The 12,514-nt window shown below is 39.7% G+C and carries 13 protein-coding genes; 1 reads left to right on the top strand and 12 read right to left on the bottom strand.

The genetic code is table 11. The features are described from left to right. Position 1 precedes the first annotated feature (1 nt). From RB215_RS04705 to murJ, 11 genes are all read right to left on the bottom strand, one after another. Positions 2-532, bottom strand: coding sequence for a pilus assembly protein PilX (locus RB215_RS04705; RefSeq protein ID WP_309216956.1), 531 nt, complete (start codon positions 530-532; stop codon positions 2-4). Next, the gene (locus RB215_RS04700; RefSeq protein ID WP_309216955.1) at positions 520-1,530 is read right to left on the bottom strand and encodes a PilW family protein; all 1,011 of its coding nucleotides are present in this window, start codon (positions 1,528-1,530) and stop codon (positions 520-522) included. The genes RB215_RS04705 and RB215_RS04700 overlap by 13 nt, the downstream gene beginning before the upstream one ends. 1 nt (position 1,531) lies before the next feature. Further along, positions 1,532-2,098, bottom strand: a complete 567-nt coding sequence (pilV, locus tag RB215_RS04695; protein WP_179807241.1) for a type IV pilus modification protein PilV — start codon at positions 2,096-2,098, stop codon at positions 1,532-1,534. 142 nt (positions 2,099-2,240) lie between these two features. Further along, positions 2,241-2,942 carry a LytTR family DNA-binding domain-containing protein gene (locus RB215_RS04690; protein WP_182678537.1) on the bottom strand — a complete coding sequence of 234 codons (702 nt, stop codon included), beginning with the start codon at positions 2,940-2,942 and terminating at the stop codon, positions 2,241-2,243. Beyond that, on the bottom strand, positions 2,939-3,973 hold the full coding sequence (locus RB215_RS04685; protein ID WP_179807243.1) for a sensor histidine kinase: 1,035 nt from the start codon (positions 3,971-3,973) through the stop codon (positions 2,939-2,941). The genes RB215_RS04690 and RB215_RS04685 overlap by 4 nt, the downstream gene beginning before the upstream one ends. 47 nt (positions 3,974-4,020) lie before the next feature. Continuing rightward, on the bottom strand, positions 4,021-4,950 hold the full coding sequence (gene ispH, locus RB215_RS04680; RefSeq protein WP_086997376.1) for a 4-hydroxy-3-methylbut-2-enyl diphosphate reductase: 930 nt from the start codon (positions 4,948-4,950) through the stop codon (positions 4,021-4,023). After that, entirely contained in the window at positions 4,950-5,390 is a 441-nt protein-coding gene (fkpB, locus tag RB215_RS04675; protein WP_011327610.1) for an FKBP-type peptidyl-prolyl cis-trans isomerase, read from the bottom strand. Before fkpB ends, ispH begins: the two co-directional genes overlap by 1 nt. After that, on the bottom strand, positions 5,387-5,887 hold the full coding sequence (gene lspA / locus RB215_RS04670; RefSeq protein WP_011327609.1) for a signal peptidase II: 501 nt from the start codon (positions 5,885-5,887) through the stop codon (positions 5,387-5,389). Before lspA ends, fkpB begins: the two co-directional genes overlap by 4 nt. Before the next feature lie 10 nt (positions 5,888-5,897). Continuing rightward, a complete protein-coding gene (ileS, locus tag RB215_RS04665; RefSeq protein WP_089367921.1) occupies positions 5,898-8,726 on the bottom strand; it encodes an isoleucine--tRNA ligase in 2,829 nt (942 codons plus the stop codon). 29 nt (positions 8,727-8,755) lie between these two features. Then, positions 8,756-9,682 (bottom strand): bifunctional riboflavin kinase/FAD synthetase, encoded by a 927-nt coding sequence (ribF, locus tag RB215_RS04660; RefSeq protein WP_309216954.1) that lies wholly within the window; start codon positions 9,680-9,682, stop codon positions 8,756-8,758. Between the two features lie 85 nt (positions 9,683-9,767). Beyond that, the gene (gene murJ / locus RB215_RS04655; protein WP_375144248.1) at positions 9,768-11,306 is read right to left on the bottom strand and encodes a murein biosynthesis integral membrane protein MurJ; all 1,539 of its coding nucleotides are present in this window, start codon (positions 11,304-11,306) and stop codon (positions 9,768-9,770) included. 295 nt (positions 11,307-11,601) lie between these two features. On the opposite strand from murJ, the gene rpsT reads away from it, so the two are divergent. Further along, positions 11,602-11,862, top strand: a complete 261-nt coding sequence (rpsT, locus tag RB215_RS04650) for a 30S ribosomal protein S20 (protein ID WP_002958225.1) — start codon at positions 11,602-11,604, stop codon at positions 11,860-11,862. 174 nt (positions 11,863-12,036) lie between these two features. Here rpsT and RB215_RS04645 read toward each other — a convergent pair whose 3' ends face one another. After that, positions 12,037-12,420, bottom strand: a complete 384-nt coding sequence (locus RB215_RS04645; RefSeq protein ID WP_011327605.1) for a response regulator — start codon at positions 12,418-12,420, stop codon at positions 12,037-12,039. Positions 12,421-12,514: the final 94 nt, after the last annotated feature.

Here is a 12,514-nt window from a genome sequence, read left to right as displayed (position 1 = left end):
CTTAAATCCCCTTACCCGTACTGGCCATCTCTTGAGCTATACCAGTAACTATGGTTAGTTGATGCTTGCTTTTAGAGCCATATTCTATCGTAGTAGATACTTGAACCATATTGCATGAAACACCCGCTGTAAAACTATAACTACGAGGACAATTAAGCTCTAGCGAACCACGATTTAAGTTCGTCATTATGCTTTTCATTTCGTGCCCAGGCTCTGTAATGTCCTTCTCTGGTATAGTGATTTTATTACCATCAGCATCAAGCTTACCCGAATCTGTAGCGATCTCATCTGGAGTAAGAAAAAAGTCACTATCAGCACCTTTTTTAGCTTCTGACGCAATTACTCTTTGCACTTCGCCAATCAATTGATTTTCTGCAACTTCTCGCTCTTGTGCTGCATTAGTAATTTTAATATCAATTGTACTACTACTCATAAGAGTAACTGCAATGCCGGTAACAGCTATCACCATAATTAATGCTGTTAAAAGCACCACGCCTTGTTGCTTATTTGGTAACAACTTTAAATTTTCCATAAGTTCCCTCCAACATTACTTAAGCGAATAGTTGTTGTAAAAACAGTGCGTCTATAATTATCATCAAATTTTAAAACTCGTTTTTCGGGTCCATCTCCTAATGTATATTCTTGTTTTTTTATTTTTATACCGGGGTCCGGTTGCAGTGATCTAATTAATAAGAAGAGTTGAACGGTTAAAATACCTTTACGATTTTCCCATTCTGTAGCAGAGATAGCTGCCGAGCTTTTATAAGTATCAACCTTGCTATCGCTATTAGTATCAAGGCCAAAAAGAAAACGCATGTTTTCAACACCTTCCATTATCGTTTCAGAGGTCATTTTTCCATTTACTAATCGTTTTCGTCTTAATGCGGGGACTTTTATTTCTTTATTATTTACTAAATACTTTTCTTCTTTAATATAATAAACATGATGACTATATGGCCAAATAGTTGCATTGATATTTGTTGGGGTATGTTTACCGGTTACAAAACTTGCTTGTTCTTGTTCTGCGATAAAATAATTTATTTTATCGCTAGTTGTATTAGTACCTGCAACAGCATCATATTGAGGATCACCTTGTAAAAACTTGAGCTGAAGAATATCGGTCTCTTTATTATCAGCAGGAATAATGCCATCGTTTATGCAATGTAGGTTATCTTTACTCGTAGTAGTTTTTGCATAAATAGTACGAAAATTACTACTACTGGTTAAATCTGGAAAGCTGCCGTTATTAGTTCCATCTGAACAATCACCTGTAATCGTCGTTGCAGAAACGGTTGTATTTACTGCTGTGAACGAGTCATCATAATAAGTTCCCCAAAAGCCAACTTGCTCGATATCGCGTTGCATAATATTTATAGCTAAACGTCCTGACTCCTGGAGTTCACCGATAGTCATAGTGTCTTTTGTGGTTACTTTCATACTAATAAAAGTAAACATAACGCCACCAAGAATTAAACCGCCTATAAATAGCGAAATCATTACTTCTACTAGCGTAAAGCCTTTTTGCTTCATGTTAGCTCCTAACATATATATAGCTGGTTAAGACCACTAAACGGCGTTTATTATTAGTTTTATCACCACAGGTAACTTTTCCTGTATTCGTATTTGCTTTGAACTCTTGCCGCCCTTGCCATGCTATAATTACTTCAATGTTGAACCCTTTCCCTCCAGTATCTGCTACTGAGGCTGGATTTATACATATTGTGGCATCATCTAAAGTTCCCGTATTTTCGCTAGCTCGAATGGCGCGTTTCCATTGCACTATATCCATATCCGCTATTCCTGATGAATCACAGCTTTTCCCAAAACAAGCATCAGTTGTAGCAAGTGCACCTGTACTGTCTATTTCTGCTTTCCCATACTTTCCAATTGATGCAATGGTATCATTTGCTCGAATGCGCTGAATAATGTCGTTACCTAAAGCCACAGCGGCGGCGCGCTGCATAGAGTCAAAACTGGCTTGTTTGGCTTTTGCTTGCAGTGCAACGGCGCCTAACAAACCAAAGCTGAGGATGATAAAAGCAATAAGTACTTCGATTAAAGTGAAGCCTTTGCGTCGCTTAATTGGGGGTGAATACATAATAAAACCAAATAAATATTATCTGATTATAAGTGTATGCAAATAAAATATAGATTCAAGAACTACTAAGACTAACGGTTGATTTTGTTGATAAACGGTTAATAAACACTGTTTTTGCCAAAATAGCTTTATAGTAAATGAGTTAACACAAGGTAGATTTAACTGTTTTTAGCTCGCGGCGACTAACCGCTAACAGCTCTTGGCAATTTTGTAGTTCAATAGCATGGCTACCGCTACTTAATGAGTGCAGAGCAACCACCTTATTTTTATTTACTAACGTATTGCGGTGTACTCTTAAAACATGTGTGGGATAAAGGGTTTCTAATTGTTTTAAACTTTGCTCTATAAGCGCACTGCCCCCTTTAAATACCATTTTTGTATATTTTTCTTCAGCAGCAAAATAATAAATACACTCCATTTCTATACTTTTTAATGTGCCCGCGAGCTGATACGTAATTTTTGTTGTTTGTTGTTTTTGTATATGTACTTTATTTAAGCGCCCAAGTTGTTCAACTACTTTTTGTAATGATTGCGCCGATACAGGCTTTACCAAATAACCCGCCGCATTTAATTGCAATGCGTCTAGCGCGTGCTCAGGGTGGGCGGTAATAAATACAATGGCGGGTGGAACTGCAAGTTTGTTAAGCTCACTTGCTACCTCCAAGCCATTAATACCCGGCATATCAACATCTAAAAACACTAAGTCAGGCTGGTTTACTTTACTTAACGCAAGTGCTTCTGTGCCATTGCTCGCTTCATTTTGTACAACTATATTTTGAGCCGCCAATAAACGTACTAAACGCGCTCTAGCTAAGGGTTCATCATCAACAATAATTACATTCATAATTGACTCTCAATATGTTTAGGGATCACTACTTTCACTCTAAATACGCCATTTTTATTAGCAATAGTGAGCTGCGCTTTACCCTTGTAATAAATATTAAGTCGTTGGCGAATATTTTCCAGCGCCATGCCGTTACTTGGCCGAGTATTTGTGGTTGCCACGGCTATTGGGTTAGTGACTATAATAGTTAAATAGCCACTTGTAACATGCAGCTCAACTTTAATGACAGCGCCTGTTTCGCTAGGCTCTACGCCATGGCACACGGCATTTTCAATTAAAGGCTGCAAAGTTAAACAGGGAATATTAAGCGCGGGAAGCTCATTGGGTATTTGCCAATCGAGCTTTAAGCGGTTACCAAAACGCCATGCTTCTAGTGCAACATATTGCTTGCTAAGGGTTATTTCGTCCTCTAATGGCACACTTTGCCCTGAGCGCATTGCCGCTTGAGATAAGGCAGCTAAGGCTAAAATAGCCTGCTCAGCTGCGGTTGCATCATGATGGGTAAGCTCTGCAGCGGTATTTAAACTGTTATATAAAAAGTGTGGGCGAATACGTGCTTGTAATGCATCAAGCTCTGCGCGGGCAAGCGCTTTAGTTTGCTGCTCTTTTTCAAAATAAATTAATAAAAACTGGACGAATAAAGCAGTCAGTAAAGCCACTATAATACAATTACGAAGTATGAAATAAATTAGGCTATTTGTATCATCTATATCAAAAGCAAAATGAGAAAATAAAATACTAAAAATGCATGTAGATAATAAAAAAAAGACAAAAAACAAACTTAACTGAAAAGTTTGAGTACGTTTTTGTAAAAAAAATCTACAGAAGTATAAAGAAGAGGTACTGACTAACACTATTAAGTGTAAAAATAAGCTTATTATTCCAAGGCGAAGCCAAATATCATCTTCTACATTGGGTGCAAAAGCCAGGACAATAGCAACAACTTGCGATACAACTAACGAGGCAAGTACGCCTCGCTCATTAAAAAGAGCCGAAAAAAGCAACCCATCCACTTGTGGCGATTTGCTCATAACGGCTCCCTTTTAAGCTAATTAATTAGATATATATTTAATTCAGATTAGCGCAGCTCAATAGGAACAGCAAATACAATGTTCTCTTCTTCGCCAGGATTTTCAGTAACTTGATTGCCACCAAGTTCTTTTAAGCGGGTTATAACCTGTTGCACTAACACTTCAGGTGCTGATGCTCCTGCGGTTACCCCAACAGCATTAATACCAGTAAACCATGACTCTTGCACGTTTGTGGCATCGTCAATTAAATAAGCTTTAGTGCCCATTTTATCGGCAAGTTCACGCAAACGATTTGAGTTAGAGCTGTTTTTAGCGCCAACCACTAATAACACGTCTACTTTGTCGGCTAAGTCGCGAACGGCGTCTTGACGATTTTGCGTTGCATAACAAATATCATCTTTGCGCGGCCCATCAATAGCAGGGAACTTAGCGCGCAGCGCATCAATTACATCAGCAGTATCATCTACCGAGAGCGTTGTTTGACTGCAGTAAAATAAGTTGTCAGCATTTTTTACATTCAACTTAGCTACGTCTTCTACAGTTTCTACCAGGTAAATACCGCCCTCGTCATTGCCATACTGCCCCATGGTACCCTCAACTTCTGGGTGTCCTTGGTGGCCAATTAAAATACACTCTATGCCTTTGCGGCTCGCACGGGTTACTTCCATATGTACTTTAGTAACCAGTGGGCAGGTCGCATCAAATATTTTTAAGTCACGACGCTTTGCTTCGGTGCGTACCGCTTGCGATACGCCATGCGCACTAAATATAACTATGCTGTCGTCAGGTATCTGATCAAGCTCTTCGACAAATACCGCACCGCGGCTTTTTAAGCCGTCAACCACATAGCGGTTATGCACCACTTCGTGGCGTACGTAAATTGGCTTTTCAAAAATATCTAAAGCGCGCTCAACAATACTAATAGCGCGATCAACCCCTGCGCAAAAGCCTCGTGGGTTGGCTAGTAATATTTCCATTAACCTTGCACCTCAATAATATCTACTTCAAAGGTTAAACGCTGACCCGCTAACGGATGATTAAAATCAATCGTTACCGACTCGCCTTGCACTTCGCGTACTAAACCCGGAAGCTCGGTACCATCAGGCTGAGTAAACGCTATTATAGCGCCTACTTTAGCTGGGGTTTCTGGGCCAAATTTACTGCGATCAACATAGTAAATGTTATCTGGATTTGGCTGACCAAATGCATCTTCTGGTTCTAGCTCAAAGGTTTTGCTCTCACCTGCGTTTAAGCCTAATAAGCACTTTTCAAAGTTAGCTGTTAAGCTACCATCGCCCATAGTTAATTTAGCAGGCTTGTTATGCACTTTGGTTGAGTCGGCAGCAGAGCCATCTTCTAACTTAATAGAAAAATGAAAAATAACCTGTGAGTTTTCACCAATTACAGCTTGGCTCATGCTTTATGCTCCTTCGGACTTTCGCCTGTAAAGGCGTCAAATAATAATAATGCTGCACCAATACAAATAGCGCAATCTGCAACATTAAATACCGGAAAATGTGAGTTTTTATAAAATACGTGTATAAAGTCAATTACATAACCGTATGCAATACGGTCGTATAAGTTACCAATTGCACCGGCAAGTACCAATGAATAGGCAGCGCATAATACTTTATTAGTTGCTGGCAGGCGTTTTAACCACCACACCAGCAATCCACTAATAGCAATTGCAATAGCACTTAAAAACCAACGTTGCCAACCACCTGCATCACTTAAAAAACTATAAGCTGCACCGTAGTTATGTACATAAGTAATACTAAAAACAGGCAGTAAATTAATCGACTCTTGATAAGCCATACTACTTACAACAAGTGTTTTACTAGCAAAGTCTACTACTAACAGCAGTAGACTTAACCATAGCCACACTAAACCACTTTTTTGGGCTAGTTTGCTCACTAATTAACTCCTAAGCGAATTGACGTTGCTCGCCTTCACCGTCAACATTGCTTACACAGCGTCCACAAATTTCAGGGTGAGCAGGCTCAACACCTACATCAGCGCTATAATGCCAACAACGCTCACACTTTTGTGCGTCGGTTGCAGCAACACTAATATAAAGACCATCAATTTCGGTAGTTTGTGTATCTGCCGGCTGGCTATCAACTTCGGTTACGTTTACTGCAGATGTTAAAAATACAAAACGCAGCTCGTCGCCAAGTGCTAATAATTTAGCTGCGAGCGCTTTGCCTGTATATAAATTAACAGTTGCTTGGAGCGTTGCACCAATCACTTCTTCTTTACGTGCAGCTTCTAATAGGCGGTTTACTTCATCGCGCACTGTTAGAATTTCTAACCAATCATCGTTACTAAATTGGCTGTTAGTAGGAGCTTGTAAGCCTTCGTACCAGGTTGATGTAAATACGTAGTCACTACGCTCACCCGGTAATGCTTCCCAAATTTCTTGAGCAGTAAAGCTCATAATTGGTGCCATCCAACGCGTCATTGCTTCAGCAATATGGTACAGCGCTGTTTGACAAGAACGACGTGCGTGGCTGTCACTCTTAGCTGTGTATTGGCGGTCTTTAATTACGTCTAAATAGAACGAGCCAAGCTCACCGGTACAAAAGTTCATTAGCTTTTGCGTTACTAACAGCATTTGGTAGCTATCGTAGGCAGCTAAAATTTCTGTTTGTAATTGTGCTGCACGGCCAACAATCCACTTATCAAGCTCAACCATATCATTAACAGCTACTTGATCTGTTTTTGGATCAAAGCCATTTAGGTTAGCTAATAAGTAACGACTAGTGTTACGAATTCGGCGATAACGATCTGCTGAGCGGTTAAATATTTCATCCGATACCGTCATTTCTGCAGTGTAATCGGTAGAGGCAACCCACAAGCGTAAAATATCGGCGCCTAGTTTATTCATCACATTTTGTGGTGAAATAACATTACCTAACGACTTAGACATTTTACGACCGTTTTCATCAACGGTAAAACCATGAGTAAGTACTTGGCGGTATGGTGCATGGCCGTTAATAGCGACCGATGTCATCATAGACGACATAAACCAACCACGATGCTGATCAGAACCTTCAAGGTATAAATCGGCAGGACCAGTTAAGTCTTCACGCGCATCAACAACACACGCATGCGATACGCCCGAGTCAAACCATACATCGAGAGTGTCTTGCACTTTCATGTATTGCTTAGCATCTTCTTCACCTAACAGTGTCGCTGGGTCTAAATCGTACCATGCTTGAATACCTGACTTTTCAACCAATTGTGCTGCTTGTTCAATTAACTCTTGCGTATTTGGATGAATAGCACCGGTGTCTTTATCAGCAAACAATGCAATTGGTACACCCCAAGTACGTTGGCGTGATATACACCAATCTGGACGGCCCTCAACCATGTTTGCAATGCGGCTTTCGCCCCACTCTGGTAACCACTGCGTGTTTTTAATTTCGTTTAATGAGTCTTGACGCAAATTAGCCTGATCCATACTAATAAACCACTGTGGTGTAGCACGGAAAATAATTGGCGTTTTATGACGCCAGCAATGTGGATAACTATGCGTAATAGCATGGTGATGCATTAATGCGCCATGCTCTTTAAGCACTTCAACAATGCTCGCGTTAGCTTTAAACACATGCTGACCGGCAAATAACTCAGTGTCTGGCAAGTACACACCATTTGCGCCAACCGGGTTAGCCACTTCTAGTTTGTATTCAAGTCCAGCCACGAAATCTTCTTGACCATGCCCTGGAGCCGTATGTACAACACCCGTACCTGAGTCGGTCGTAACATGTTCAGCTACGATTACAGGAACACTAAAGTCATAAAAAGGGTGTGCTACTTGTAAATTTTCAAGCGCCGCACCTTTAACATAACCTAATACATGAAAGTTATTAAAACCAAAACGGTCCATTGCATCTTTAACGAGCTCAGAGCCTAATATTAAGCGTTGCTGCTTACCTTCATCTTCAACTTGTACTAGTGCATATTCTAATTCTGCATGTACTGCTACTGCTCGGTTAGCAGGCAGCGTCCACGGGGTGGTAGTCCAAATAACAGTACCAACTTTACCTGTACCTTTATGACCATCGGCTAAATCAAACGCACTTACTACTGCGTCTTGGTCGTTAAAAATAAAGCGTACGTCAATTGCTGGTGATTGCTTATCTTGGTATTCAACTTCGGCTTCGGCTAAAGCAGAACCACAATCGGTACACCAATGCACAGGCTTAGCACCTTTATGTAAATGGCCTTTTTCAATAATACGACCAAGTACACGAATAGCATTCGCTTCAAAATCAAAGTTCATGGTTAAGTAAGGCTTGTCCCAATCGGCAAATACACCTAAACGTTTAAAGTCGACCTTTTGACCTTCAACTTGCTTTTTAGCGTATGCACGGCACTTTTCGCGAAACTCGCTCGCGGTTACTTTAACGCCTGGCTTGCCAACTTTTTTCTCAACCATTAATTCTATTGGTAAACCATGACAATCCCAACCAGGTACTAATGGCGAGTCAAAGTCAGATAAGGTTTTAGACTTAACAATAATATCTTTTAATATTTTATTTACTGAATGGCCTAAATGGATATCGCCGTTTGCATACGGAGGTCCATCATGCAAAATAAAGGTTTTTTTACCTTTTTTAGCACTGCGAATTTGACCATATAGGTCGTCTTCATACCATGCTTTTAGCATTTTTGGTTCACGTTGTGCCAAATTGCCACGCATTGGAAACGGTGTTTCCGGTAAGTTCAAAGTATGTTTATAGTCGCTCATTAATCCTACATTCCGTATCTATCGGCTACCTAATTTAAACCAAAACACTGTTTAGCGGCGGCAACGTCAGTTGCTATTTGCGCCGTTAATTGTGTTAATGTCTCGAATTTTTTCTCATCGCGGAGTTTTTTAATCAACTCCACATGCATAAATTGTCCATAAATGTCTTGTGCAAAATCAAAAAGATGAACTTCTAATAAGGCACGAGTTCCATTAAAAGTGGGCTTATTGCCTATATTGGCAACCCCATAAACTTGTTTCCCTGCTATGGTTGCTTGCACAGCAAACACTCCATTTACCGGGCAAACTTGACGTTTAAGCGCTATATTTGCGGTTCTAAAACCCAGCTCTCGGCCACGTTTCCAACCATGTATAACACGCCCCGAAATGGCATAGTTGTGACCAAGCATTACCTTTGCAGTGCTTAAATCACCAGCGGCAAGCGCTTCACGAATTAAAGTACTACTTACTCTAGCATTTAATTGGCGAAAACTCGCGGTGCTTTTAACATCCATGCACGCTTGTTTGCCCATACTTACTAGTAAGTCAAAATTACCTTGTCGCTGCTTGCCAAATCTAAAATCATCACCAACCGTTAATGCTTTAACGCCTAGCTTTTTAATTAAAATATCACTAACAAATTGCTCTGCATGCATATTTGCAAATTGCTGATTAAAGCTAATACAAATAACTCGTTCAATACCTAACTCGCTGAGCAATAGCAGTTTATCTCGTAAGCGAGTTAAACGCGCTGGCGCATTACTTTTAGCAAAAAACTCTTGTGGTTGAGGCTCAAACAACATTACCGTACTAGGTAAATTATTTGCTTTAGCATCAATAAGTAAGCCTTTTAATACTTCAGCATGACCTAAGTGAACACCATCAAAATTACCAATAGTAAGCACACAACCAAAATGTTGTGAGCGAATATTGTGTATACCTCTAATTAACTCCATGCCACCCAATGCCTTTTTAAGCGAGTTATTAATTCACAACTCAAAATTGAATGAAGTTGCAGAGTTGCCGATTATAATCTTTTTTTTAGTTCGATTCAGTAATTGCTACACTTTTTATCGTATTTAGTCGCACACCCATCAAAAATAACAGCGTAAAGTAACTTAACCCTGCAATTGCTAGCAACACTAGGAGTAAAATAACCTGTTCGCTAAAGTGCCAAGTCGTCCAACTATACTGCTCGCTGGTAAACCAAACCAGTAACCCCATAACAATACTTGCAACAAAGCATTTAAGGGTAAAATATAAGCTCATTGACGAAAACTGGTACACATTTTCTTTTTTAAGCTGCCTGTAAAGCAAAAATGCATTACAACTTGCCGACATTGAAGTGGCTAAGGCCAATCCTAAATAGCCAATAAAAGGCGCAAGCATTATATTAAACACCATATTAAGTACCAAGGTAATGATACCAATGCGCACTGGGGTTTTAGTATCTTGGCGGGCGTAAAATCCAGGGGCTAATACCTTTATTAGCATAAAGCTGACTAAACCAACCGAATAAGCCATTACCCCTAAGCTCACCGCTTTAACATGATCAATCCCCGCTTCTTTAAATGCACCATGATCAAACAACACAGTAATAATAAGTGGGCTAATAATCATTAACCCTATCATAGCAGGCAGGCCCAAAAATATTACAAAACGCACCCCCCAATCTAAGGTATGCTGAAAATCACTGCTTTTTTTACTACTGTGTAATTTTGACAGTGCCGGTAAAATAACCGTTGCTATACCAATACCAAATAATCCCAGCGGAAACTCTATTAAACGGTCTGAGTAATACAACCAAGCAATTGAGCCGGTCATGAGTAATGAAGCAATAACGGTATCGAGCAATAAGTTTATTTGGCTAATAGATACTCCAAACAAAGCAGGCAGCATTAATTTACGTACTTTTTTTACATTTTCGTCTTGCCAAGCCCAGCGCGGGCGCGCCAACATTTTTGCCCGATATAAAAAAGGCAACTGAAACAGTAATTGCACCACACCACCAATAAATACACCGATAGCTAATGCATATGCACCTACCGAAAATTGGTCATGTAAAAAAATAGCACACAAAATAATAGATATATTTAATAACACTGGGGTAAACGCAGCCACAGCAAAGCGGTTATATACATTCATAACCGCCCCACTTAGCGCCACAAGGCTTACAAAAAACAAATACGGAAATGTCAGCTTTAATAATGCACTGGCAAGTTCAAACTTTTCGCCATCAGGGCCACCTTGCCACCAATCTATAAACCAACCTGTGCCAAATAGTGCAGCAATAACCGGAGACGCAACCACACCTACAATTGTCACTATTAATAAAATAGTGCCTAAGGTTCCTGCTGCTTGCGCAACAAAAAGTTTAACCTTGTCGTCGCCTTGCTGCTCTTTTATTTTGCTTAATACAGGTACAAATGCTTGAGCAAACGCACCTTCTGCAAATAAACGACGTAAAAAGTTAGGAATTCGATTAGCAAACAAAAAAACATCGGCCGCAGCACCGGCTCCCAGGAGGTTTGCAACAACCGCATCGCGAACTAACCCTAAAATACGCGATATCATTGTCATACAACTAACAATCATACCGGAGCGAAATAAACCTTTTGACACCGCAAACCCACACTAAAAATCATTAAGATAAGTAATTATGCCATAGTCTTTTTTATAAATCGCTTTAAAGCACTAGGCTGAATCCTCATGCTTTGTTACAATGTCGATATTAACTGCTAGAGCGGCAAATTGATGTTCGTTATAAGGAGCAGTTTTTCTTGGATTGTCAAAATTAAATTGACATTCATGATAAAAACAGGCATATTCCACGGCCTTTAATTTAAGCTTTATTTAAGATTGTTAGGAGCAAACCTTGGCTAACATCAAGTCTGCAAAAAAACGCGCTATTACAAGCGAAAAAAACCGTCAGCACAACGCAAGTCGTCGTTCAATGATGCGTACTTACTTCAAAAAAGTAATCGTAGCTATTGAAGCTGGTGATAAAGAAGCTGCACAGCAAGCTTTTTCTGTTGCTACACCTATCCTAGACCGTTACGCAACTAAGGGTCTAATTCACAAAAACAAAGCTGCTCGTCATAAGAGCCGCATAGCTGCTAAAATTAAAGCACTATAATTTGTTTTTGCAAGAATATAAAAACCGGCCTTGGCCGGTTTTTTTTTGCTTTATATTTAATATTTACAGCATTAAACAGGTATGTAGCCAATTCACACAGCACCATCATCACATATTCTTATTTAGGGCAGTTGCGCTTAAATAAGCGCTTTTAATAAAATGGCGCGTAAGTTATTAAACCCCTTCTAGCTCGGGATAAAACTTTTTCAGCATAGCTGCTATTTTTTTAGGAGAGAAAGGCTTTACCACAAAACCTTTAGCCCCTTTATCAATTGCATCTTTTACATTTTCAACCCCTGAGTGCGCCGACACCATAACCACGTTTGTTTCTGGGTTCAGTTGATTAATTTGCTCAATTAACTCTTTACCATCGCCATCAGGTAACTCTATATCTAAAAAAATCATGTTATAATTTGCAGCACGACACTCATTAATACATTGTGCGGCAGTTGATGCTTCTTTTACGTTTTCTATGCCTAAATGCATCAATGTTTGGCTTAAAAAGCTGCGCACAGTACTAACGTCATCAACGATTAAAATTGCAAGCTGCGTGTTCATATTTGATCCTTATAGGCTAAAAGCAATGTTTGCAAATGCTATCATTTGCTTTAAATACAGTTATTTATTATAGAGAACTACACCAAAAAGGCCA

The sequence above is a fragment of the Pseudoalteromonas sp. HL-AS2 genome (assembly GCF_031198805.1).
In the GTDB taxonomy this organism is placed as follows: domain Bacteria; phylum Pseudomonadota; class Gammaproteobacteria; order Enterobacterales; family Alteromonadaceae; genus Pseudoalteromonas; species Pseudoalteromonas nigrifaciens.
This window is presented reverse-complemented; position numbering and strand designations above follow the sequence as displayed.

What these genes read in the sequence shown, in the direction of transcription:
- RB215_RS04705 (WP_309216956.1), bottom strand. Translation starts at nt 532, where the DNA reads ATGGAAAATTTAAAGTTGTTACCAAATAAGCAACAAGGCGTGGTGCTT.
- RB215_RS04700 (WP_309216955.1), bottom strand. Translation starts at nt 1,530, where the DNA reads ATGAAGCAAAAAGGCTTTACGCTAGTAGAAGTAATGATTTCGCTATTT.
- pilV (WP_179807241.1), bottom strand. Translation starts at nt 2,098, where the DNA reads ATGTATTCACCCCCAATTAAGCGACGCAAAGGCTTCACTTTAATCGAA.
- RB215_RS04690 (WP_182678537.1), bottom strand. Translation starts at nt 2,942, where the DNA reads ATGAATGTAATTATTGTTGATGATGAACCCTTAGCTAGAGCGCGTTTA.
- RB215_RS04685 (WP_179807243.1), bottom strand. Translation starts at nt 3,973, where the DNA reads ATGAGCAAATCGCCACAAGTGGATGGGTTGCTTTTTTCGGCTCTTTTT.
- ispH (WP_086997376.1), bottom strand. Translation starts at nt 4,950, where the DNA reads ATGGAAATATTACTAGCCAACCCACGAGGCTTTTGCGCAGGGGTTGAT.
- fkpB (WP_011327610.1), bottom strand. Translation starts at nt 5,390, where the DNA reads ATGAGCCAAGCTGTAATTGGTGAAAACTCACAGGTTATTTTTCATTTT.
- ileS (WP_089367921.1), bottom strand. Translation starts at nt 8,726, where the DNA reads ATGAGCGACTATAAACATACTTTGAACTTACCGGAAACACCGTTTCCA.
- ribF (WP_309216954.1), bottom strand. Translation starts at nt 9,682, where the DNA reads ATGGAGTTAATTAGAGGTATACACAATATTCGCTCACAACATTTTGGT.
- murJ (WP_375144248.1), bottom strand. Translation starts at nt 11,306, where the DNA reads ATGACAATGATATCGCGTATTTTAGGGTTAGTTCGCGATGCGGTTGTT.
- RB215_RS04645 (WP_011327605.1), bottom strand. Translation starts at nt 12,420, where the DNA reads ATGAACACGCAGCTTGCAATTTTAATCGTTGATGACGTTAGTACTGTG.